The sequence below is a fragment of the Pseudoclavibacter sp. CFCC 14310 genome, assembly GCF_008831165.1.
Classification (GTDB): Bacteria; Actinomycetota; Actinomycetes; order Actinomycetales; family Microbacteriaceae; genus Pseudoclavibacter_A.
Genome location: NZ_WBKC01000003.1, coordinates 289,532 through 312,606, shown reverse-complemented (window position 1 = coordinate 312,606; position 23,075 = coordinate 289,532). Strand labels below are relative to the sequence as shown.

At 64.3% G+C, this 23,075-nt stretch carries 21 protein-coding genes and 2 tRNA genes; 10 read left to right on the top strand and 13 right to left on the bottom strand.

Annotated elements, in window-relative coordinates; all coding sequences use genetic code 11:
* Positions 1 to 5: 5 nt before the first annotated feature.
* From F8O06_RS08800 to F8O06_RS08765, 8 genes are all read right to left on the bottom strand, one after another.
* Positions 6 to 359, bottom strand: a complete 354-nt coding sequence (locus F8O06_RS08800; RefSeq protein ID WP_158038260.1) for a metal-sensitive transcriptional regulator — start codon at positions 357 to 359, stop codon at positions 6 to 8.
* Positions 356 to 2,083 (bottom strand): FAD-dependent oxidoreductase, encoded by a 1,728-nt coding sequence (locus tag F8O06_RS08795; protein WP_158038259.1) that lies wholly within the window; start codon positions 2,081 to 2,083, stop codon positions 356 to 358. Before F8O06_RS08795 ends, F8O06_RS08800 begins: the two co-directional genes overlap by 4 nt.
* A 154-nt stretch (positions 2,084 to 2,237) precedes the next feature.
* Positions 2,238 to 3,332 (bottom strand): putative zinc-binding metallopeptidase, encoded by a 1,095-nt coding sequence (locus F8O06_RS08790; RefSeq protein WP_158038258.1) that lies wholly within the window; start codon positions 3,330 to 3,332, stop codon positions 2,238 to 2,240.
* Between the two features lie 5 nt (positions 3,333 to 3,337).
* Positions 3,338 to 3,793, bottom strand: a complete 456-nt coding sequence (locus F8O06_RS08785; protein ID WP_158031065.1) for a thiol-disulfide oxidoreductase DCC family protein — start codon at positions 3,791 to 3,793, stop codon at positions 3,338 to 3,340.
* A gap of 9 nt (positions 3,794 to 3,802) precedes the next feature.
* Positions 3,803 to 4,846 (bottom strand): patatin family protein, encoded by a 1,044-nt coding sequence (locus tag F8O06_RS08780; RefSeq protein WP_225733448.1) that lies wholly within the window; start codon positions 4,844 to 4,846, stop codon positions 3,803 to 3,805.
* A gap of 719 nt (positions 4,847 to 5,565) precedes the next feature.
* A complete protein-coding gene (locus F8O06_RS08775) occupies positions 5,566 to 6,588 on the bottom strand; it encodes a CNNM domain-containing protein (RefSeq protein ID WP_158038257.1) in 1,023 nt (340 codons plus the stop codon).
* Positions 6,585 to 8,003, bottom strand: coding sequence for a hemolysin family protein (locus F8O06_RS08770; protein WP_158038256.1), 1,419 nt, complete (start codon positions 8,001 to 8,003; stop codon positions 6,585 to 6,587). The genes F8O06_RS08775 and F8O06_RS08770 overlap by 4 nt, the downstream gene beginning before the upstream one ends.
* Positions 8,004 to 8,292: 289 nt before the next feature.
* The gene (locus F8O06_RS08765) at positions 8,293 to 9,405 is read right to left on the bottom strand and encodes a type I restriction endonuclease (protein ID WP_225733447.1); all 1,113 of its coding nucleotides are present in this window, start codon (positions 9,403 to 9,405) and stop codon (positions 8,293 to 8,295) included.
* Between the two features lie 428 nt (positions 9,406 to 9,833).
* Between F8O06_RS08765 and F8O06_RS08760 the strand changes: the two genes are divergently transcribed.
* Positions 9,834 to 10,220, top strand: a complete 387-nt coding sequence (locus F8O06_RS08760) for a nuclear transport factor 2 family protein (protein ID WP_158038255.1) — start codon at positions 9,834 to 9,836, stop codon at positions 10,218 to 10,220.
* 211 nt (positions 10,221 to 10,431) lie between these two features.
* Here F8O06_RS08760 and F8O06_RS08755 read toward each other — a convergent pair.
* The 3 genes from F8O06_RS08755 to F8O06_RS08745 all read right to left on the bottom strand — a co-directional run bounded on the left by F8O06_RS08755 (position 10,432) and on the right by F8O06_RS08745 (position 11,267).
* Positions 10,432 to 10,507, bottom strand: a tRNA-His gene (locus F8O06_RS08755).
* Positions 10,508 to 10,545: 38 nt separating this feature from the next.
* A complete protein-coding gene (gene orn / locus F8O06_RS08750) occupies positions 10,546 to 11,172 on the bottom strand; it encodes an oligoribonuclease (protein WP_225733446.1) in 627 nt (208 codons plus the stop codon).
* A 22-nt stretch (positions 11,173 to 11,194) separates the two neighbouring features.
* A tRNA-Arg gene (locus F8O06_RS08745) sits at positions 11,195 to 11,267 on the bottom strand.
* Positions 11,268 to 11,449: 182 nt separating this feature from the next.
* Between F8O06_RS08745 and cysK the strand changes: the two genes are divergently transcribed.
* On the top strand, positions 11,450 to 12,391 hold the full coding sequence (gene cysK / locus F8O06_RS08740) for a cysteine synthase A (protein ID WP_158038254.1): 942 nt from the start codon (positions 11,450 to 11,452) through the stop codon (positions 12,389 to 12,391).
* Positions 12,392 to 12,457: 66 nt separating this feature from the next.
* Here the strand turns inward: cysK and serA are convergent, their stop codons facing one another.
* Complete coding sequence (gene serA, locus F8O06_RS08735; RefSeq protein WP_158038253.1) at positions 12,458 to 13,657, bottom strand: phosphoglycerate dehydrogenase; 1,200 nt, start codon at positions 13,655 to 13,657, stop codon at positions 12,458 to 12,460.
* A 138-nt stretch (positions 13,658 to 13,795) separates the two neighbouring features.
* Between serA and F8O06_RS08730 the strand changes: the two genes are divergently transcribed.
* The 7 genes from F8O06_RS08730 to ettA all read left to right on the top strand — a co-directional run bounded on the left by F8O06_RS08730 (position 13,796) and on the right by ettA (position 20,444).
* The gene (locus tag F8O06_RS08730) at positions 13,796 to 14,293 is read left to right on the top strand and encodes a thioredoxin family protein (RefSeq protein ID WP_158038252.1); all 498 of its coding nucleotides are present in this window, start codon (positions 13,796 to 13,798) and stop codon (positions 14,291 to 14,293) included.
* The gene (locus tag F8O06_RS08725) at positions 14,283 to 14,798 is read left to right on the top strand and encodes a DUF4395 domain-containing protein (RefSeq protein ID WP_158038251.1); all 516 of its coding nucleotides are present in this window, start codon (positions 14,283 to 14,285) and stop codon (positions 14,796 to 14,798) included. The genes F8O06_RS08730 and F8O06_RS08725 overlap by 11 nt, the downstream gene beginning before the upstream one ends.
* A 145-nt stretch (positions 14,799 to 14,943) precedes the next feature.
* On the top strand, positions 14,944 to 16,416 hold the full coding sequence (locus F8O06_RS08720) for an NCS2 family permease (RefSeq protein ID WP_158038385.1): 1,473 nt from the start codon (positions 14,944 to 14,946) through the stop codon (positions 16,414 to 16,416).
* 4 nt (positions 16,417 to 16,420) lie between these two features.
* Entirely contained in the window at positions 16,421 to 16,945 is a 525-nt protein-coding gene (gene msrA / locus F8O06_RS08715; protein WP_158038250.1) for a peptide-methionine (S)-S-oxide reductase MsrA, read from the top strand.
* A gap of 307 nt (positions 16,946 to 17,252) precedes the next feature.
* Entirely contained in the window at positions 17,253 to 17,975 is a 723-nt protein-coding gene (locus tag F8O06_RS08710) for a single-stranded DNA-binding protein (protein WP_192496895.1), read from the top strand.
* Positions 17,976 to 18,082: 107 nt separating this feature from the next.
* Positions 18,083 to 18,475 (top strand): DUF6993 domain-containing protein, encoded by a 393-nt coding sequence (locus tag F8O06_RS08705; RefSeq protein WP_158038248.1) that lies wholly within the window; start codon positions 18,083 to 18,085, stop codon positions 18,473 to 18,475.
* A gap of 286 nt (positions 18,476 to 18,761) precedes the next feature.
* Positions 18,762 to 20,444, top strand: a complete 1,683-nt coding sequence (gene ettA, locus F8O06_RS08700) for an energy-dependent translational throttle protein EttA (protein WP_158031076.1) — start codon at positions 18,762 to 18,764, stop codon at positions 20,442 to 20,444.
* A 575-nt stretch (positions 20,445 to 21,019) separates the two neighbouring features.
* On the opposite strand, the gene F8O06_RS08695 is transcribed toward ettA, so the two are convergent.
* Entirely contained in the window at positions 21,020 to 21,955 is a 936-nt protein-coding gene (locus F8O06_RS08695) for an acyl-CoA thioesterase (protein WP_158031077.1), read from the bottom strand.
* A 366-nt stretch (positions 21,956 to 22,321) separates the two neighbouring features.
* On the opposite strand from F8O06_RS08695, the gene F8O06_RS08690 reads away from it, so the two are divergent.
* Positions 22,322 to 23,059, top strand: coding sequence for a hypothetical protein (locus F8O06_RS08690; protein WP_158038247.1), 738 nt, complete (start codon positions 22,322 to 22,324; stop codon positions 23,057 to 23,059).
* Positions 23,060 to 23,075: the final 16 nt, after the last annotated feature.

Below are 23,075 nucleotides of genomic sequence, written 5' to 3'. Positions count from 1 at the left end.
GATGCTCAGGCGAGCATCAGGAAGAGCTTCTCGAGTTCCGCGGTGGTCAGTTTGGCATCGCCGGTTCGGGTGGGGCTCTCTTGGGCAGAGGAAGCGTCATTCGAGGCCTCGGCGACCTCGGCACCAGACGACTCTTCATCCGACGGCGTTGCGTCTTCGGACAGACACTCGCGCATCGCGGTCGAGATGATTGCGAAGCCCGCCCGGTCCAGGGCACTGGTCACAGCCGAGAGCTGCGTCACCACGTCACGGCAGGGAGCCTCGTTCTCGATGGCGCTGATGACACCGTCGAGCTGGCCACGTGCACGGCGTAGCCGGTTGACGATGCGGCGAACAGCCTGAGGGTCGTCACTGATCATGACTGGGTTCCTTTCGATGCGAACTCCGGAGTCGGCGGGGTGAACGCACCCGGAGTGGTGATTATGTGTTCGCGGCCCTCGGCGCGCAGGGCCGCGCGCAGCGTCTGCATGCCACCCGAGAGCATCGCCGCATCGAGCCCATGCTGCAGCAGCACGCGCGTTGCGATGTGCGAGCGCACGCCGGCCGCACAGAGCGTGCGCACCGTCCGGCCGCCGGCAGCGAGCGCGATGTCAGCCAGATGCTCGCGCACCACTGTGTGCGGAACGTTGATCGAGCCGACAAGGTGTCCGTCGGCGAACTCCTGCGGCGAACGGGTGTCGACGACGAGCGACTCGCGCATCACCGCATCGAGATCAGCCGCATGCCACAGCCGCTGCTGCCCGTTCAGCACGTTCTCGCCGACCATGCCTGCCAGGTTGACAGCGTCTTTCGCCTGCCCGAACGGGGGAGCGTAGGCCAGATCGAGATCGATCAGGTCGACCATGCGCATCTGCGCGCGAATCGCGGTGGCGAGCACGTCGATGCGACGGTCGACCCCGTCGGCGCCCACGATCTGCGCACCGAGCACGAGCCCGTCGGGTCGCCTGAAGTGCACGATCATGTGCATCGCCTGCGCGCCGGGAAAGTAGCCCGCGTGCTGCAGCGGATGCAGATGCACGGTCTCGAAGTCGATCTCGGCATCGCGCAGCGCGTCGGCATTGGCCCCGGTGAACGCTGCTGTGAGACCGCCGATGCGCAGCACCGCGGTGCCGACCGGCTTCGGCAGCGGATGCGGGTCGCCGTCGCGCAGGATGCTGTCGGCCACGAGCCGCCCGGCCCGGTTCGCAGGCCCAGCCAGCGCGACGGGTCGGCGCACACCGGTCACTGCATCCACGCTGGCGGTCGCGTCACCCACCGCCCAGACCGAGGGTGCGCTGGTGCGGCCGGCGGCGTCCACCAGAATCGCGCCGCGCTCGCAGGCGATGCCAGCCCGCTCGAACACCTCGGTGTCGGGTCGCACCCCTGCCGACAGCACGATCAGATCGGCGGGCACCTCGGTGCCGTCGCTGAGTGAGACGACGTCGTGATCGACGCCCGTCTGGATGCTCACGGCCGTGGTGTGCTCGCGAACGTCGACGCCGATGCACTCGAGTTCGTCGCGCACGAGCACCGCCAGCTCGGGCTCGAGTGGCGTGAGCACGTGCGACGCCGCCTGCACAAGCGTGGTCTCGAGGCCGGCGTTGGCGAGGTTCTCGGCAGCTTCGACGCCGATGAAGCCGCCGCCGAGCACGACGGCGCGGCGGGCTCCCGAGGTGACCTGCTCGCGCAGCGCGAGGGCGTCATGCACCGAACGCAGCGTGTGCAGTCGCGGCGAGTCGATGCCTTCGATCTGCGGATGCCGCGCGCGCCCGCCTGGCGAGAGGATCAGCGCGTCGTATGGCAGCATCTCGTCACCGTCGTCGGTGTGCACGGTCACCTCGCGAGCGTCGATGTCGACGGCCGTCACCTCGTTGCGTACGCGCACGTCGAGGTTCAGCGCGGCGCGCAGCGATTCTGGGGTCTGGACGAGCAGCTTCGACTCGTCTGCGATCTCGCCGCCGACATAGTAGGGCAGCCCGCAGTTGGCGAACGAGACGTGATCGCCGCGTTCGAGCACGATGATCTCGGCCGATTCGTCGAGTCGTCGGGCGCGTGCGGCGGCGCTCATGCCACCTGCGACGCCTCCCACGATGATGATGCGCATGGTGTTCCCCTCGTTACGTGCGATCTGTGACAGAGACCGTGTCGACGGCTCAGCCGTGAGACGTCTAGGTCATTCTGCGGTCAGGTGATCTGAATACCCTGGTGGGTATACGTGAGAGCGTAGCACAATATACCCCTGGGGGTACTTTTGTCGCTCAGTGCGTGGGCGAGGTGATTACCGAGTTCTCTCCGGCGAAGTGGCGCACCAACTCGAGCACGAAGGTCAGCTTGTCAGCGACCTGATCGGTGATCGTGAACGGGTAGAGATCGTGCTTGCCCATCGAGCGGTTCACTCGGTTGAGCGCGGTCGCCAGCGGATTCCAGATTGACAAGAGGTCTGCTGCGTCTGCCGTCGGTGCACCGGCGAGCGTGGGAATCGACGTCTGCTCGACCCTCACTTTGTCTGGCCAGGAATCAGGAAAACGCAGCTGCAGGCCGTGTGCTGCAGCAGTCTGCAGCGTGTCGGCGATGTGCAGAAAATGCGCGAACGTCTCGGCGAAGTCCTCCCAAGGATGCGTCATCGCGTACTGCGAGATGTAATTCTCGCTGCGTGTGGCGCGATCCTGCCGCCGCTCGTCGTCGTCATCGCCGTAGTGGGCGTTGAGCGCTGCGCCGTAATCCTGCCGCTCGTCGCCGAAGAGATCGCGAAAGCGCTGCAGCCAGTCATCGTGCTGAGCAACCAGTGCCTGCCAGTAGTAGTGACCGATCTCGTGTCGAAAGTGCCCGAGCATGGTTCGGTACGGCTCGTCGAGCAGCGCGCGCAGCGCCTCACGGTGCGAATCCTGCGCCTCGGTGATGTCGATGGTGATGACGCCGTTCATGTGGCCGATCATCACCTTTTTGTCATCGGTCGAAGCGTCGAGGTCGAATGCGAGCCCGCCGTCAGGCTGCTGGCAGTGGCTGACGATGGGCAGATCCAGGTCGTCGAGCTGAAAGACCAGCCGCCGCTTCGCCTCGGCGGTCTCGGCGAGCAGCCGGATCACTCGTTCGTCGAGGTCGTCGGGAACGCTGCGCGTGAGCGCACATGAGAAGCACAGAGTGTCGGCTGATGCGGCCAGCCAGTTGCAGCCGATGCGCTCGTTCTCGCAGTGATGCCAGCGGTCTCCCTTGTCGTCGATCCAGACACCGTCCGTCAGCGGCACCATGGTGCGGTCTGCCCTTGAGAAACCCACCTCCGTTCCGCACTCCGTGCAGGCGCGCTGCTCGAAATAGACGATTGAACCGCAGGCCGGGCAGGGGAAGATGCGCATGTGGGCTAAGACTCCTTTGAGATTGTGGCAGCCTGATCTGACAGGCTGCAGCTCGGGCCGCGGCCGTCGGCGACTCGACGATAGAGGCGCTCCTGCAGACGGGCGACACCGGGCAGATGATAGATCGTGCGAAGCACACGCCCGCCCAACGCGATGTCCAATGCACTGTCGACGGCCGCGGCGCCTGAGCATCGCATCCATCGGCCAGAGGGCAGCCTCACGTACAGCCAGACCGATTCGGCGGCCTCGTCGGCCGAGAGACGCAGCGCCTCGCGCACCGGCAGGTTCTGCGAGGGCACGGAGTAAACGCGATCATGTCGATCGAGGCTCTGCAAGATGTCGACGCAGCGCCGGCAGAACTCGCACTCGCCGTCGAATACGAGAATCGTGTCGGCGTGGGCGAGCGGCTCCAGCGCGGGAATCGAAGCGAGGTCGGGGAGTGCGGCAGGGGCGACGTTCATAGCCTCAGGCTACGCCTGTGCAGGACGTGCGAGACCGACGAACTCTCTGATCGCGTCGACTTCGCTGCGAAACTGCGCCGCACCCTCGGCATACGACTGCGCGAGCTTCGCCACGTCGCGCTCCTGGTTGCTGACGGTGAGCCCGGTCGGTGCGAACACGTAGGCCCTGCCGGCTCGTTCGAGTTCGAACAGCTCGGCCCGGGTGCGGTTGTAGTGCTCGGGTCGGGCAGCCAGCGCAGCCGGCACCGCGGGAAAGCGCCGGAACGCCAGCCGGGCCGCAGCGCCCGCCCGAAACCGCGGTTTCACATAGTCGCGCGGACGGCTCAGCACCACGACGAACTTGTCGAACCCGGCGGCTCGGGCAGCATCCAACGCGATGCCGCCGGTCGGGCCGAGGGCACCGTCGACGTAGGTGCGCCCGTCGAGGTGCACGGGAGGCATGAAGATCGGCATCGTCGACGAGGCCTGCACACGGTCGAGCAGACCATCGAAGCTCGCGATGTCGTCGCGGCCCCAGTAGACGGTGTCGCCGGTGTCAGCGCAGAAGGCGCCGATCGCGAACTGCGCGGGGTTGCGTCGGTACATCTGCCAGTCGAGCGGCAGCGCCTCGCCGGGGTTCGAGGTGTGGTGATAGATGTAGTCGGAGTTGAAGGCGCCCTTGCCGCGCAGCCAGGTGCCGAGGCTGCCGAGATTCGGGTCGGCGCCGAAGTCGACGAACGACTTGCGTGCCCGCAGAGGGTCGCGGCTCAGGTAGTTCACGGTGTGCGATGAGCCTGCCGAGACCCCGCCGACCCAGCCGAAGTTGATGTTCTCGCGCACGAGGCCGGCCACCACGGGGGCGGTGCATGCGGCGCGCATGCCTCCTCCCTCGAAGATGAGGGCGGTGTCGGTGACGTTGATCTCGGGTGCTGAGATGGCGGGGCTCGAATCTGTTGCGGCGCGTGGTTCTGGCGCGGTGTTGATGAGGTTTTGGCTTGGTGTGGTCTGTGCGGTGGTTGGGCTAGGTGTGGCCTGAACGGCGGATGCCATGGTGCGGTCTGTCTCGGTGCTCACCATCCCATTGTCTCGCGTTCGGTACGGCGCGTGCGACGGAACTGGCAGGGCGGTGTGCTTCTCTGTCGACACGGATCGCTCCGCACCTGCGCCGATTGCTCCACACCTGCACCGATCGCGCGGAAACCCGCCAATTTGGAGCGATCGGTGGCGGTGCCGGCCAATCGGCGCAGGTGCGGAGCGATCTCACTGGGCAGAACCGGTTGTATGGGCTGTTGTGCTGCCGTCAAATGTGCAGAACCTGCGGTTTTGGTCTGCCTCGAGGTTCTCGAGTGTGCAGAACCGTTGGACTTTCGGCACGTCGAGTGTGCAGAACCTGTTTGATTTCGTCGAGAGTGTAGAAATTGTCACCTTCACACGGTTTTTCCAGCTCCTTCTGCACTTTCGTGCTCGACTGCACACGAAGTACGCACTCGGCAGGTTGCCACTCGCGTCGCTGCGCAGAATGTGTGGGAATGAGCTGTTTTCGCCACAAATTCTGTCTATCAGAGAGTGAATCCTTTCGGAAAGCGCATGGCACATCCTGACCCACGTGGCGACGCCATCACAGATCGCTCCGCACCTGCGCTGATTGCGCGGAAACCTGCCAATCTGGAGCGATCGGTGGCAGCGCTAGCCAATCGGCGCAGGCCGAGCTCTCGCCACAGCCGCAGACCGGCGCAGGGGCAGCTCGGCACCACCTGTCACGACTGCAGCAACGTCACAGCTGCAGCCACCCGTCACAGCCGCAGACCGGCCCCGTTCGGCAGCACCCGTCGCAGCACATCAGACATCGTCACCACGCCGACGAACGCACCATCTCTCGTGGCGACGGCGAACTGGCGGCCGGTCTTTCGCATCCGCGCGAGGGCTGCATGCGCAGGCAGGTCGACGGCGAACTCTAACGGCTCTCGCACCAGGTCGTCGATGCGATCGTCGTCGTCGTGCAGCAGCAGGTCGCGCACGTGCACCACACCGGGAGTGCCGGAGCGTTCGACGAGCACCCGCAGGTGACCCGAGGCGGCGGCGACGTCGCGCACGTCTGCCGCGGTCGCATCCTGCGTGACGGCGGCAGGATGCGATGGTGCGGCAGGCAGCAGATCGGCGACCGTCAGCCGCTCGAGATCGAGCACCTGCGCCAACTGGGCACGGAACGCATCGTCGAGCGTGCCCACGGCGGCCGAATGCTCGACCAGATGACGAATCGCCTCGACGTTCTGACCCCCGGTGCTGCGCGACTCGGCGGGGGAGTAGCCGCTGGCGGCGACGAGACGGTTGGCGATGCGGTTGATCCAGACGAGCAGCGGGCGCAGCAGCCAGGCCAGACCACGGGCAGGCAGACTGACGGCGCTCGCAGCTGCCTCGGGGTGGGCGATCGCCCACGACTTCGGAGCCATCTCGCCGATCACCAGATGCAGGAAGGTGACGAACAGCAGGGCGAGCACGAAGGCTCCGCTGTCTGCCAGCCAGTCTGGCGCGCCCCAAGCGGCAAGGATCGGACTGAGCCACGCGTCGACCGCGGGCTTGGTGATCGCACCCAGCGCGAACGTGCAGATCGTGATGCCGAACTGGGCCACGGCGAGCATGATCGTCAGCTCGTTCATGCCGCGCAGCGCGGCTCGTGCGCGCAGGCTCGTCGCTGCGTCTGCCTCCAGCCTGGGGCGGCGAGCCGCCAGCAGCGCGAACTCGATGATGACGAAGAATGCGCTGAGCACGATGAGTACGGTGGTCGCGATCACGACGAAGAGCGGTGACTGTGTCATCGGTGGCCTCCCTCGGTGCCTGGGGCGGCCGGGTGCGTGTCCATCGCATCCGCATCTCGCTCGATGAGGTGCAGCCGCAGCCGGCTCGGCACGAGCCGATCGACCTCAAGCGCCGTGATCTCGAGCTCTCGCTGCACCGGTTCGCCCTCGGCGAGGTCTGCCGGGTCGGCGGGCAGCGCGACGGTCACAGTGTCACCAGGTTCGAGGAACGCGCCGCTCGCGCTGATCGCAAGGCCGGCCACGGTCTCGACGTCGTCTTCGGGCAGCTGTCTGCCGATGATGCGGGACGCCTCGTCGATATGGGTGTCGCCGCCGACCTCCCAGCTCTGCGAGGGCTGATCGACGTGGATGCGGTGGAGTGCGCTCTCGCGGCCTCCGTCGTGCTCGTCGGTGATCTCGCCGACGAGTTCTTCGGCGACGTCTTCGGTGGTGATGATGCCGGCGAAGCCTCCGTATTCGTCGATGGCGCAGGCCAGCTGTGCACCGGCCTCGCGCATCTCGTCGAGCGCGGCGGGCAGCGGCATGAGGGTGGGCACGAGCACCGGGGTGCGCATGATCACCGAGACGGGGTCTGTCTCGGCACCGGTGTGTCGCAGCAGATCGATCAGCTGCACGACGCCGCAGGGGTCGGCACGATCGTCGAGCACCGGAAAACGACTGTGCCCGTGGGCCATCTCGCGCCGCAGCTCGGCGACGGTCGTCTCATGCGTCACCGTCGCGACGCGTGACGCCGGGATCATCGCGTGTTCGACGTCGTCGCTGGGAAAATCGAGCACACGATCGATGAGCACAGCCAGATCTGCCGGCAGGTGCCCGCTCTCGCGGGAGTCGGCGACAGCCCGCCGCAGCTCTTGAGGCGAGGCACTGGAATCGACGTCGTGCACCGGTTTGACGCCGATGAGACGCACGAAGAGGTTGGCCGCGACGTCGAAGACGGTGATCAGCCAGCCGAAGACGGCCAGGTAGATCTGCGTCGAGCGGGCCAGCCGCAGTGCGAGCGGCTCGGGCGCCGAGATCGCGAGGTTCTTCGGGTACAGCTCGCCGAAGATCATCTGCACGATCGTGGCGATCACGAGCACGCCGATGGTGCTCACCGGAATCGTGACGGCGGCGGGTACCCCGAGGCCTCCGAAGATCTGGGCGAGGGAGTCGCCGATCAGTGGCTCGGCGATGTATCCGACGAGCAGGCCGGTGACGGTGATGCCCAACTGCGCGCCGGAGAGCATGAACGAGGTGCGCTTGGTGACGGCGAGAGCTCGCTGGGCGCGCCTGTCGCCCGTCTTGGCTCGGGCAGCCAGGCCGGCTCGGTCGACCGACATATAGGCGAACTCCTGCGCCACGAAGTAGCCGTTGACGACGATGATGACCAGAATCAGCACCACGCCGAGCAGCAGAGAGAGCAGCAGCCCAGTCATGAGGCGCTCGCCTCATTGACGATCACACCGGCCAGCGGTGTGGTGGGCTGATCGGCGAGCGGCCTGTGGCGGCGAGGTGCGGCCCCGCCAGGGTCGTCAGCGCGCGGATGCGAGCGCGCGTGACGGCGGATCGAACGGTGTCGTGGTGCTCGGCGTGCGGTCGGCGTTGAACCCAATTGGCGAGTCGCTCCTTCATTCGCGGCTGGTCGCATGAGTGTACCTACCGTGGCTGAGAGCAGGCTGTGGGGACAGCGCCTGCCACTGGCCAGCGAGGGTTCGAAGGCACGGATCAGTCGTAGAAGTGTGCGGTGGCTCTGAGTTGGTCGGCGAACTTGTAGATCTCGTCAAGGGTGTCGATCGTTTCACGAGTCTCGTTCTTCTCGGTGTCGAAGAGCCCGATGTACTTCTGCCCGGTGTTGAAATGAAGACGTGCGATCGGCTTGCGATTGTTGTCGTCGAGTAGAATTCCGAAGTAAGACTTTGTGTCGCGCTGGGCGATGCGTGCTGGTGAGACTTCGCTGCAGACGATGGCTCGCACGATCTGATAGGCCTCGATCTCTTCCAAAGTGGTCTCGATGCCTTTGTCCGACTTCTCGTCAGGATGATCCACGCTGGCCTGTGCCACGTTGGCGCTGGCCGCGGGCCCGGAGACCGATGCGTCATCGGATTCGGTCTGGTAGGCCTGGCTGCCCAAGGCAGCCTTGAGCCGGTCGTTGACTTGGTCTGCCAAGAACTGTTTCATGGCTTTCGGTACCAGACCTGAGAACAGGTCGCGCACCTTCTGTGTGAAGGATCCGTCGTACACGCGCGAAGCGACCATCTTGATCCAGTCGTCATCAGGTGCTTTGAACTGAGCGGCCAGGGCACGTTTGAGCTCACCGACGTACTTGAGTTCTTCAGCGGCGTTCAAGACGGAGTCGAGATCGAAGACCTCTTTTGTGAGCTTGTTGAGCTCGGGGATGACGACGGGATCCAGATCAGACACCTGGAATCGGAGGAACGGCTTCTCGTCCATTCGATTGGGCTTCTCAAGATCGGTGAAGAATTTGTACTCATCACCGTTAGTCAGGATTGCGATGCGTGCATTCGTGACGGCGAAGTATCGAAACAGTTGTGAGGCATGGTTGATATTGAGATCTTCGCCGATCTTCTTGCACTCGACGAGAATCTGCACGACATCGTCTTTGATGATCGCGTAGTCGATCTTCTCGCCCTTCTTCGTGCCGATGTCTGCGGTGTACTCGGGCACTACTTCGTTCGGGTTGAAGACGTCGTACCCCAACACGAGCGAGATGAAGGGCATCACAAATGCGTTTTTTGTGGCTTCTTCGGTTTCGATCGCGTCGCGCTGTTTATCGATCTTTGTGGCCAGGCTGTTCAGACGCTCGGTGATCTCGGGCACGTTTCCCCCTCATTGGATTGTGGCAAGCTCGTTTAGCCTATGAGGTAGGACCAAGACCCAACGGTACTGACGCGCAGTCGCAGGGGAGTTCTTCAGATCTTTCCCTTGTCTGCGTAATCGGGAGGATTCTGAACACCGAACACGGGGTCGATCAACGCCCACTATCGCCGGGCGATGAGAGCTTCTGGGACAGGATGCTGGGTCGTTTTGTCCGCTCTGACCCTGACTTCTAAGATGAATATTGACGTCGAACAGGCTTACGCCCCTGGCATGGAGGAGAACGCGGAGCTACAGCTCGCTCAGACTGTTTGGGTGAAGTGACTCTGTGGGGCTGAACGCAAATTCGAGGCACTGATGGTCAAGGCTGCCATTTGTGCTATCACTAGGGGTTGTAGCCCGCTTGGTCGACTTTGAATTGAGAATCCCAAATGACCACACTTGCGCTCGCACTGTCCGACCTTCTCAACGACCGCCAATCATCTCTCGAGACACTGTTGGACCGTCACTTCAGCGATAAATACCGTCAGTGCACCAATGGTGATTGGACCACGCGTGAGCAGTTCGCTGAACACATCGAACACCTTCGGGTCATCACCAGCAGCGCGAAGATCAAGGTGTTAGATGAGCTCACCGATGGTGACCATTATGCGGAGAGACACCGTGTGGTTGTGACAAAACGAGACGAGTCAACAGTCGAGCAAGAGGTGTACGTGTTCGCACGGCTGGACTCTGACGGGAAGTTTCTCTCGCTCGAGGAAGTGACCCGCATGGTCCAAGGAGACGAACAAGATCGGAATATCGGCAGTGCTCGCTGACTCCGTCGTGCGGTCGACGAGGCCGTCGAATCTCGACGCGGTCTTGTCTCTGTGAAGGCCTCTGGCATCATGTGCCCGTTGACTCAGAACTGCGTGCGGTAGGTGACGTCGCCGTTCTTCCAACGGCGGGGCCTGAACGTAGGTCTTAAGGCAAGTATCGTCGCAGGTGTAGCCGCCAACTGCTGCAACCTGCTACATCCCGCATACTTACTGGGGTGGCTAACGGGACTTGAACCCGCGACATCCGGCACCACAAGCCGGCGCTCTACCAACTGAGCTATAGCCACCATGTGCACTCGATCGCTCGAACGCAGCGCGTTTCATCTTACTGGTTTTGCAGCAGCGACGCGAATCGGGTTTCCGAGGCCTCGCATGCGGCCGTCGCCTCGGCGCTCGTCGGCCCGGGTTCGGCCACGATGAAGGTGCGACGGTAGTAGTCGAGCTCGCGAATCGACTCGATGATGTCGGCCATCGCGCGGTGACCGCCATGTTTGTCGGGGGAGTGGTAGTACGCTCTCGGGAACCACCGTCGTGCAAGCTCTTTGAGGCTCGACACGTCGATGTTGCGGTAGTTGAGGTGCTCGTCCAGCTCGGGCAGATCGCGGGCCAAGAAGCCGCGATCGGTGCCGATCGAGTTGCCGGCCAGCGGGTTCGCCTGCGGTCGCGGCGCATGCTTCTTCACATACGCCATCACCTGATCGTTGGCCTCGGCCAGCGAGATCCCGCCATCGAGCTCGTCGAGCAGACCCGACTCGGTGTGCATGTTCCGCACGAAGTCATTCATGCCGGCCAGCGCATCCGCCGACGGCTTGATGATCAGATCGATGCCCGCATCGCACACATTGAGATTCTCGTCAGTCGCGATCACGGCGATCTCGATCAGCTCGTCTCTGTGCAGGTCGAGGCCGGTCATCTCGCAGTCGATCCAGATGATGTTCTTGCCGTGTGGCACAAGGCCTCCAAGTGGTTCTGAGTCTCCCCGGCAGGATTTGAACCCGCGACACAAGGGGTAGAAACCCTCTGCTCTGTCCACTGAGCTACGGGGAGAGGCGCCGCAGTCGGCACCCAACGATGATACACCGAGCGCAGCGGCGGTGCACCGTATTGCCTCTGCCCACGGGCCGCGACCCGACCAGCGACCCGAGCCGAGAACCGAGCCGAGAACCGAGACGGCGACGCAGTTCGTCAGAGAACGCCAGACGTGATGACGAGACCATAGAATGCGAGGCATGCCGAGAATCTTTCACGATCTGACCGAGGCCGTCGGTCACACTCCGCTCGTCCAGGTCAACCGCCTGACCGCCGATGCACAGCAGGGCACACGCGTGCTGGCGAAGCTTGAGTCGTTCAACCCCGCGTCAAGCATCAAAGACCGCACGGCGCTGTCGATCGTGCGCGCCGCTGAAGCTGACGGCAGCCTCGGCCAGGGCAGGGGCATTCTCGAGGCCACGAGCGGCAACACCGGCATCGCCCTGGCCTGGATCGGAGCGGTTCGCGGCTACCGTGTGGTCATCGTGATGCCTGACGACGTCTCGCTCGAACGGCGCACCCTGATCAAGGCGCTCGGTGCCGAGCTGGTGCTCACTCCGGGTGACGAAGGCATGGGCGGTGCCAACCAGCGGGCGGGCGAGATACTCGAAGCAGACCCGAGCCTGGTGCTCACGGGGCAGGGCGGCAACGAGGCCAACCCGAGGGTCCACTTCGGCACCACAGGTCCCGAAATATGGGATGACACCGACGGTGAGGTGGATGTCCTGGTTGCGACGACCGGCACCGGCGGCACGATCAGTGGTGCGGGACGGTTCCTGAAACAGGTGAAGGCCGATATCGAGGTGATCGGGGTCGAGCCGGCCGAGGCGCCGGTGCTCAGTGGCGGCGAGTGGCAGCCGCATAAGATTCAGGGCATCACCGGCGGCGACGGCACCCCGCCGGTCACCGACGTCGAGGTGATCGACCGCATGGTGGCCGTCGAGCAGGATCAGGCCATCGAGACCTCGCGGCGCGCGGCACGACTCGAGGGGCTGATCGTCGGCATCTCGTCGGGTGCTGCACTACTGGCCGCGACGCGACTTGCGGCCGAGCCCGCATATGCGGGCAAGACGATCGTCGCGGTGCTGCCCGACACCGGTGAGCGCTACATCACGAGCGAACTCTTCGACCACGTGCGCTGAGCAGAACGGCGGTCATCCGGCCCTCCAGTGAGAGCAGATGACCGCCGTTGTCGAGGCTGATCCAGGTCAGCCCATGATCCGCAGGCGGATGGTCTCATCCATGCCGCGCAGCACCTCGAGCACCTCTTCTTCGACCCAGGCGTTGACGTCGGTCACTGCGTAGCCGATCTGGCCGCGGGTGGCGAGCACCTGGCTGTCGATGTTCACACCGAGATCGCTGAGTGTGTTGTTGACCTTTGCGAGCACGCCCGGAATATTGCGGTGAACGTGGGCGATGCGGTGGATGCCGTCGGTCCAGGGCAGCGTCAGCACCGGCAGGTTGACGCTCAGGCTGGTGTCGCCGTGCTTGATGTAGTCGATGAGCTTGCCCGAGACGAAGCGGCCGATGTTGCGCTGGGCCTCTTCGGTCGAACCGCCGATGTGCGGGGTGAGAATGACGTTGTCGAACTCGGCGAGCTTGGTCTCGAAGGCGTCGCCGCGCTTCTTGGGCTCGGCGGGGTAGACATCGATCGCCGCACCGCCGACGTGGCCGCTCTTGACCGCGTCGTAGAGAGCCTCGATGTCGACCACGTGGCCGCGTGAGTTATTGATGAACATCGCGCCGTCTTTCATGGCGGCGAACTGCTCGGTGCCGAAGAAGTTGGTGTTCGACTTGCGGCCGTCGACGTGCAGGGTCACGACGTCGCTCTCTTCGAGCAGCTCGTTGAGCGTGTGCCGGCGTTCGGCGTTGCCCATCGCGAGCTTCTCTTCGAGGTCGTAGAAGACGACCTTCATACCGAGGGCCTCGGCGACGACCGAGAGCTGGGCGCCGATGTTGCCGTAGCCGATGATGCCGAGGGTGCGGTGACGCACCTCGTGCGAGCCGGTCGCAGCTTTGTCCCAGATGCCTCGGTGCGCCATCCGATCTTTCTCGGGAATGTGGCGCACGAGCATGATCAGCTCGCCGATGACCAGCTCGACGACCGAGCGGGTGTTCGAGTAGGGGGCGTTAAAGACTGCGATGCCACGCTCTGCGGCTGCAGGCAGGTCGATCTGGTTGGTGCCGATGCTGAACGCACCGACCGCCTCGAGCTGCGGGGCGTTGGCGAGCACGCGATCGGTGACGTGGGTCTTCGATCGAATGCCGAGCACCGAGACGTCGGCGAGCTTCGAGATGAGCTCGTCTTCGTCGAGCGCACCACCGACGGTGGCGACCTCGAAACCTCGGGCCTTCAGATTTGAGACGGCAAGCGGATGGATGTTCTCGAGAAGTAGGGCTTTCTGCACTTCTTAATGCTAACCCCGGTGGAGTCTCAGCGAAACCGCGGGTTCGCCACGCCGTGTCATGCGGCCGGGTGATGAACGTTGCGCCATGTGTCAGCCGAGAGGCTGTGGGAGGGCGAAGCGACATAGGCTGCCACCACAATGTCACCACTCACCGCCGTCTTCGTTCTGTCGGGCCTCTGCCTCATCGCGACAGCGCTCGGTCTGCTCTGGCGCTTGCGGCAGGGGCGACTCGTGCGCAACCGATCTCAGCAGACGCCACCATGGCATCCTGCGACGACCACTGCAGACCCGGTGCTGGGGCGGCTCGGCCTGCGAGCGACGATCGTGCAGATGTCGACCGATGTCTGCGCCCACTGCCCATCAGTGCGCCGGTCGCTCACCGCGATCAGCGCGGCCGATCCAGACATCGCCTTCGTAGAGATCGACGTCGGCAGTGATCTCGACACCGCTCGACGTTATGGCATTCGACGCACACCCACGGTGCTGTTCTTCGATGCACACGGTTCTCAGGCCGGCCGGGTCGAGGGGCCTGCGACGCAGAGTCGCTACCGCGAGCTGATCGACGACCTACTGGCCACGGGAGCTGAGCACACGGCAGGCATCGAGGGATCCAGAGGAGGCTCATATGGGCGATAAGACGTATACCCTGCAGGCCCAGCCGAACGGGCCGGGCATCGACCCCAGGGCACCGCGCTTCGGGGCGAACATCACTTGGGTGCTGCTGCTCGTCGTGCTGTTTCTCAACCTGGTCGAAGGCCCCGGGATCCGACCCGGCGAGACCGGCGGGGTGCTGGCACGCCCCAGCTTCTGGCTGCTGCTGGTCGTGACGCTGCTCTTTGCCTGGGGCGCGTTTCTGGGGGCGAAGACACATCCGTACTCCGTACTGTTTCGCGCTGTGGTTCGCCCGAGACTGGCACCACCAGAACAGCTCGAAAACCCGAGGCCGCCGCGATTCGCACAGCTCGTGGGGTTCGTCTTCACCGCAGTCGGCCTTGTGCTGGCGCTGCTGGGTGTGCCGTGGGGGCTCTTCGCACCCACCGCCGTCGCGTTCGTCGCAGCCTTTCTCAACGGCGTCTTCGGCTACTGCCTCGGCTGCGAGGTCTATCTGCTGCTGGCGCGCGCTAAACTGGTGAAGCTCTGACGCAGGATAGTCGAAGCGGATCCCCGTTCGCTCTCGCAGCAGACATGTGATCCTTCGGCGTTCGCTCAGAGCGAGCAGCGTGACACCAGACGCCACGTCAAGATCTCATGAGCGAGAGAGGAAGCCCTTGTCCGGCTCCACAGACATGACCGACCAGTCGCACACGACTCCGCAGCAGACGCAACCCAGCCATCCTGCGTGGATCGAACGCGTCTTTCACGTCGCCAAGCGCGGCTCGACCGTCGGCACCGAGGTGCGCGGCGGGCTGGTCAGCTTCGTGGCGATGGCCTACATCGTCATTCTGAACCCCCTGATCATCGGCGGGTTCTCGCCCGACCAGGCGGCCGTAGACGTCGCGGGCGGCTTCCTGCCCAACAACCAGGTCGCAGCGGTGACGGCACTGACCGCCGGCGTGATGACCATTCTCTTCGGCTTCGTGGCAAACCTGCCGTTCGGGCTCGCAGCGGGACTCGGTGTGAACTCGTTCCTGGCCGTGAGCGTGGTCGGTGAGGTCACCTGGCCCGAGGCCATGGGACTGGTCGTGATCAACGGCATCGTCATCACGATTCTGTCGCTCACCGGGCTGCGCACGATGATCTTCGAGTCGATTCCGCAGCAGCTGAAGACGGCCATCACGGTCGGCATCGGTCTGTTCATCGCATTCATCGGCTTCGTCGACTCGGGGCTGGTGCGCTCGACGGGGTTCAACTCGCCCCCGGTGCAGCTCGGCGAGGGCGGCTCGGTGCACACCTGGCCGGTCGTCATGTTCGTGGTGTCGCTGATCATCATCGGCGTGCTGATGGCCCGAAAGATCAAGGGTGCGCTGCTGATCGGCATCGTCGCCTCGACCATCGTGGCAATGATTCTCGAGGCGGTGCTGCACCTCGGCAGCTCGGTCGACAACCCCGGTGGCTGGGGCCTCAGCGTGCCGCAGCTGCCCAGCAGCCTGTTCTCGCTGCCTGACCTCAGCCTGGTCGGCAACTTCAGCTTCGGCGCGTTCGGTCGCATCGGCTACCTGTCGTCGATCATGCTGATCTTCACCCTGTTCTTCACCAGTTTCTTCGACGCGATGGGCACGATGACCGGCCTCGCGAAGGCGGGCGGCCTGGCCGATGAGAAGGGCAACTTTCCTCGACTCAAGTCGGCGATGGTCATGGAGGGCGTCGCCGTCGCGGCCGGCGGTGCGACCTCTGGCTCGGCCAACACAGTGTTCGTCGATTCGGCGGCCGGCGTCGGCGAGGGTGCACGAACCGGTCTGGCCTCAGTAGTCACCGGTGCGCTGTTCCTGCTCGCGATGTTCTTCAGCCCGCTGACCACGATCGTGCCGGCTGAGGTCGCCTCGGCCGCGCTGGTCGCCGTCGGTTCGCTGATGGTGTCGCAGATCAAAGACATCGACTGGAGCGAATACTCGGCAGCGCTGCCGGTGTTCCTGACGATCACAGTGATGCCGCTGACCTACTCGATCGCCAACGGCATCGGCGTCGGGTTCATCAGCTGGGTGCTGGTGCGGTCGATCTCGGGCAAGGCACGTCACATCTCGCCGCTGCTGTGGATCGTCTCGATCGGTTTCGCGGTGTACTTCGCACGCGGTCCGCTGCAGGCGCTGATCGGAGGCTGATCGCATGGCTGAGATCGTCGTCGCCGGCGGATGCTTCTGGTGTCTTGACTCCGTCTTTCGTCATCTGCGTGGTGTCGAAGAGGTGGTCAGCGGATACGTGGGCGGCAGCGTCGAGCACCCGACCTATGAGCTGGTGTGCACTGGGACGACCGGGCACGCCGAGGCGGTCAAAGTGGTGTTCGACGAGCAGCAGCTGCCCGTCGACACGCTGCTCGACGTGTTCTTCACGCTGCACGACCCGACGACGCTGAACCGGCAGGGCAACGACGTGGGCACGCAGTACCGCTCGGCGATGTTCCCGGCGGATGCCGCCCAGCGTGAGACCTTCGAACACGCGATCCGGCGTGCCCAGGAATGGTGGGATGCGTCGATCGTGACGACGATCGAGCCGCTCGGCGCGTTCTGGCCGGCCGAGGACTACCACCAGGACTTCTTCGCGAAGAACCCGGGGCAGGGCTACTGCCAGGCGGTGATTCCTGCGAAGGTGGCCAAGGTGCGGCGGCGTTTCGCCGACCTCTTCGTCGACTGACTGATTGCTGAGCGGTGCTGGACCTCGGCCGCAGCATCTCTTGCGCCTGTGTGAGCGGGTCTGCATCGACCTCGGCTTGGAACCTGCCAGAGGTTGAGGCCTTGCACCCATGTGAGCGGGTCTGCATCTGTGAGGCGATCGCAGGTGCGTTGGGGCAAATGACTGGCAGATGCAGTCCGCACAGCCGGGTGCAGTGGTCGAAGTTGTGCACACTCGCGTGCCCAGAGCTGCGATGGTGATGACGACTGGCGATGCTGGCAACAGGAACTCGACCACCGGGTCGGGTCGCATCCTGAAGGAGCCCGCCATGAGCATCGACACCATCGCAGTCAACGGCCTGGTCGCCACTGAGCCGCAGACGAACTTCACCCGAGACGGCAAGCCCATCACTTCGTTTCGGCTCGCATCGAACCAGCGACGCTTCGACCAGAAAGAGGGTCGATGGGTCGACGGCGATACGAATTGGTTCACAGTGACCGCATTCCGGCAGCTGGCCACGCATGCACAGCAGAGTCTCTTCAAAGGTCAGCGGGTCTTGGTGCAGGGCAGACTGCGCGTCAAGCAGTGGCAGAACGAAGAACGCTCGGGCACCACTGTTGAGATCGTCGCAGACAATATGGGGCACGATCTGGTCTGGGGCATCAGTGCGCTGACCAAACCCGAACGTCAGCCTCCAGCTCACCTGCAGCAGGAGGGCGCGCCTGGCGAGGTCTCTGGTGCAGAAGACTCCTTCCCGTCGGCAGATGCAGATGCATCCACTGGTGCGCCTGAGGGTGGCACAGGTACGTCTGACGCTGGCACAGCGTCTGCGACCGGTCGGGTGCACGTCGATGCCGCAGCGTTGACGTCTGAATCTGATGGGCAGACAGTGGAAGGCAGCGGTTCCACGACGGGTGCGGTCGATGACGCTGCGTCACACGGCGGGCTCGAAGACCACAGCGACAACTGGACCGACACATCCGCACAGCCTCGAGGCTGGAATGAGCCGGGCATGCAAAGCGACCGGGCGGCGGCTACGCTAGGCGGGTGACCATTCGAACCGCCAGCTCTCGTCGTCAGTCATCTTCTCACCGAGAATCGGTCGGAGTCTTCCGTGCCCGTTCTGCCGTCGCGGGAGTGTTCGCGGGGGTGCTGACGATGGCCGCACTTGCTGGCTGCGCACAAACGAACAACGGCTCGGCGTCGACTCAAGCACCTGCTCCGAGCGCTGCGGTTTGGGTGCCCGGCGGCACCGCGGAACAGAACCTGCCGGCGTTTCAGTCACTGCTGCAGCCGCTGACCGATGACGACAAAGTGCCGACGACACAGTCCGTCGTCGACGCCGTGCACTCGGTCGGGGTCACCAACGACCAGATGCAGGTCACTCCTGATCACACGCCGAAAGACTTGGATGCCGACAACCTGTCGGTCTCGGTCAAGATCGACGATCAGTGCCTGATTGGGCAGTATCATCGCGGGCGATTCGATGCTGTGGTGGCTGCGCCGATCAACGGCTCCTGTCTCGTTGGCAACACAGTGCCGCTGCAGTAGCCTCGCTGCGGTGCCCCTGCAGTAGCGTCGCTGGGGTAGCCCCCGGCAGTGCTGCTGACTGTACCCCTGCATGAGTGCACCTGAAGTGCCCCTGCACGAGTGTCGCCGCACAAGCTTCCGGCAGTGTCGCTGAAGGTGCCCTTGCATGAGTGTCGCCACACGAGCCGTCCGACAAAGATGCGGTCGCGACGAAGCGGCGCGCGGGGAGGCTTCGCCCGCAGCGGAACCTCTTGTCGGGTCGCGCGGCAGCTCCATGAACGGGCTCCCAACCCATAGAATGGTGCGCATGGCTGAATACATTTACCAGATGGTGCGCGCCCGAAAGGCGCATGGCGACAAGGTCATCCTCGACGACGTCACCCTGGCATTCCTGCCGGGCGCGAAGATCGGCGTGGTCGGACCGAACGGCGCTGGCAAGTCGAGCGTGCTCAAGATCATGGCCGGGCTCGACACGCCGAGCAACGGTGAGGCGCGGCTCACGCCAGGCTTCTCTGTCGGCATTCTGCAGCAGGAGCCCGAACTCGATGACGAGCTCACCGTGCTCGAGAACGTGCAGCAGGGAGTCGGCGAGCTCAAAGGCAAGGTCGATCGGTTCAACCAGATCAGCGAAGAGCTGGCCAACCCTGATGCTGACTACGACGCGCTGCTCGAAGAGATGGGCAAGCTGCAGGAAGACATCGATGCGGCCGATGCCTGGGATCTGGACTCACAGCTGGAGCAGGCGATGGATGCGCTGCGACTGCCCCCGTCTGATGCCATTGTGAAGAATCTCTCGGGAGGTGAGCGCCGCCGTGTGGCGCTCTGTCAGCTGCTGCTGAAGAAGCCTGATCTGCTGCTGCTCGACGAGCCCACGAACCACCTTGACGCCGAGAGCGTGCTCTGGCTCGAGCAGCACCTGCATTCGTACCCGGGTGCCGTGCTCGCGGTCACTCACGACCGGTACTTCCTCGATCACGTCGCCGAGTGGATTCTCGAGCTCGACCGTGGTCGTGCCTACCCCTATGAGGGCAACTACTCGACCTATCTTGAGAAGAAGAAAGATCGTCTCGAGGTGCAGGGCCGCAAGGATGCCAAGCTGGCGAAACGCCTCGAAGACGAGCTCGACTGGGTGCGAACGAATCCCAAGGGGCGGCAGGCCAAGAGCAAGGCTCGTCTGGCTCGCTATGAAGAGATGGCCAACGAGGCCGAGAAGACCAAGAAGCTCGACTTTGAAGAGATCCAGATTCCGCCGGGCCCGCGCCTTGGCGACATCGTGCTCGAGGCAGAGCACCTGCACAAGGGCTTCGGCGATCGCGTGCTGATCGACGATCTCTCGTTCACGCTGCCGCGCAACGGCATCGTCGGCATCATCGGTCCGAACGGCGTGGGCAAGTCCACGCTGTTCAAGACGATCGTGGGGCAAGAGAAGCTCGACGGCGGCAACCTCAAGGTCGGCGAGACGGTCAAGATCTCGTATGTCGACCAGGGGCGCGAGGGAATCGATCCCAAGAAGAACGTCTGGGAGGTCGTCTCTGACGGGCTCGACTACATTCACGTGGGCCAGGTCGAGATGCCCAGCCGTGCATATGTGTCGGCGTTCGGGTTCAAAGGCCCCGATCAGCAGAAGCCTGCGGGAGTACTCTCGGGCGGTGAGCGCAACCGGTTGAACCTTGCGCTGACCCTGAAGCAGGGCGGCAACCTGTTGCTGCTCGATGAGCCGACCAACGACCTGGACGTGGAGACGCTGTCCAGCCTCGAGAACGCACTGCTCGACTTTCCCGGCTGCGCCGTGGTCATCACCCACGACCGGTGGTTCCTCGACCGAATCGCGACGCATATTCTCGCGTACGAGGGTGACGACGAGAATCCAGCCAAGTGGTACTGGTTCGAGGGCAACTTCGATGCGTACGAGAAGAACAAAGTTGAGCGCCTCGGCGAGGATGCTGCTCGCCCGCACCGCGTGACCTACCGCAAGCTCACGCGAGACTGATTCGTTCAGTCGCCTACGCTCTGACACAGCCGTGTGCTCGGTCGGCCTGCACCTGTGCGAGCCTGGCATGGGCATGGGCATTCTTGCACGCAGGTTGAGCTGTGCGTTCGGTCAACCCGTATACAGCCGCTGAGCAGGGTGTTCGAAAGGGTCCTGTTCCAGATCTCTTGAGATCTCGGAACAGGGCCCTTTCTTCTTGCCGTCAGGCGTGGCATGTTCTGCACTTTCGGCGACGGGCAGGGTGGTTCTGGTTGTCGAGTGTGTAGAAGGTGTGGGTGTCAGCGGCGCGAGGTCGCATGTTCTGCACTTTCGGCGACGGGCAGGGCGGTTCTGATTGTCGAGTGTGTAGAAGCTGTGGGTATCGGTGGCGCGAGGTCTCAGGTTCTGTACTCTCGGCGAAGGCGTGAGTGGTTTGTGTACTCTCGGCGACGGTGCGGCGGGTTCTGCACACTTAGCGCGAGCAGAAGTCGGTTGGTCGTCGAGCGTAGACCTCGGTTGGTCAGCGAGCGCAGACCTCGGTCGGTGAACGAGTGCCAGAACCCCGCCTACTCGGCCCTCGTCGGCGCCACTCCGCGCTACTCGGCCTTCTTGAGGTTCTCGGGCTTGAACTGCGGCAGCCGCACCAGGCCTTCCTGAGCCACAGTTGCGATCAGATCGCCGCCCTGCGTGAACATGCGTCCCTCAGTGAGACCGCGGCCGCCCTGGGCAGTCGGCGACTCCTGCACATAGAGCACCCATTCGTCTGCTCGTGCCTGCCGGTGAAACCACATCGCGTGGTCGAGGCTCGCCGTATTCAGCCCCGGGTATGCCCACGGAATCCCATGCCGCCGCAGAATCGGCTCAAAGGTCGTGTAGTCGCTCGCATATGCCAGAGCCGCCGCGTGCAGCGCAGGGTCGTCGCCCAATGCCTCCCGCGTCTTGATCCAGACCGCCTGGAAGGGAATGTCCTCATCCTCTTTCGGCACGCTCACATAGATCGGCGACGGGTAATGGCGCATCTTGAACGCACGATAGTCGGTGAAGTAGCGTCGAAACGCCTCGGGAGCACCGCGCAGCGTCTCTTCGGTGGTGGGCAGCTCGTCCGGGCCGGGGATGCCGGCCGGCGGCCGAATCTCATGCTGCAGCCCCGCATCCACCGTCTGGAATGACGTGATCAGCGACAGAATCGGCTCCCCATGCTGATACGCCTGCACGCGGCGCTGACTGAACGAGCGCCCGTCGCGCAGCGTCTCGACCGAGAAGTCGACCGGAAGCTCGATGTCGCCGCCGCGCAGAAAATAGGCGTGCAGCGAGTGCACGAACCGGCCGTCGGGCACAGTGCGACTCGCGGCGGTGAGCGCCTGCGACAGAATCTGTCCGCCGAACACGCGTCCGGTCGGCATCCAGTGCGAGGGGCCGCGAAAGCCCTGCTCGCCGGGATGCGCGGCAGCCACCTCTTCGAGGCGCAGCACGTCTTCGATGTGCCGAACAGGCGCGATGTTGTCGAGTGCGTAAGACCGGTCAGCGGCCATTGATGACTCCTTTGTGACAGCGGACGAAGGGCAGAGCCCGCAGGACTGGGCAAAGCGTGCAGCGCGTTCAGCCATGATCTGACGGCGGATGCGTCAGCACGGCCCGTCGTGCAGCGCACCGACGCGAGCTGGCTCGCGACGAACAGCGCACTGTCGCGAGCTGGCTCGCGACGAACATCGCACCTTCGGATTATAGGCACGGCCGAACAGCTGCTCTGACCACGGCCGCCGTCGCTGGTATATGTTGTCGGCATGGCATTCGGCGACAGTGACTCATCACCAGGCTCAGCTCCTGACTCAACACCTGACTCAGCTCCTGATTCAGCTCCTGATTCAGCTCCTGATTCCGCCTCTGGGGCAGACCCGATGGGCGGCACAGACGCAAACGAGGCCTTCGACATCTCGAGCCTGCTCTCGCGCCCCGGCGCCGCGCCCGGGCCAGACCGCCTCCATCTGCTGGATGCGCATGTCGTAGCCGACCTTGAGCAGTTCGTCGCGCGGGCGCGTCGCCTTGACGACGGGGCCGCAGTCTGGCTCTCGGCGCATGACCGCGCCTTGGTCGCCACCGCGTCACCGCTGTTCGCCGCGGGTCTCAGCGACGCCGCACCGACCCTGCTCGGGGTCAAGGTGCTGCCGCTGGCGAAGCCTGCCCGGCTGCAGTACGTGGTGCCCGCTCAGGCGCTGAGCGACCGTCTCGTGCGCATGCATCGCGAGGGCGACACGACGCTGCGCACGCCGCCCGTCGAAGTGCACGAGGTGTGGACTGCGGTGACTCCGCCGCGATCCGGCTGGCAGCGCGTCGCCGAGGTGTCGGTCGAGCAGGTGCGCGAGGTGGCTCGCGCCGGCATCGACGAGATCGCGCAGGGCGTGCCCGAGCTGGCCGGCGAGCTGGCCGTGCACGAGCTGCGTGGGCGCGTCTGGGGTCGTTCTGCGGATGCACTGGCCGGGCTGACCTCGGGCCTCGCGTTCACGCTCGACGCGTTCGGCTTTCTGCCGTCGCAGCAGGAGCAGACTGGCATCGTGCGCCTCTTCCACAATGGCACGTGGCAGCGAGCCGCGGCGCCGTTCGGCGACGCCATCGTGCGCCTGCCCAGTCGGCTCTGACCGACGAGGGCCAGCA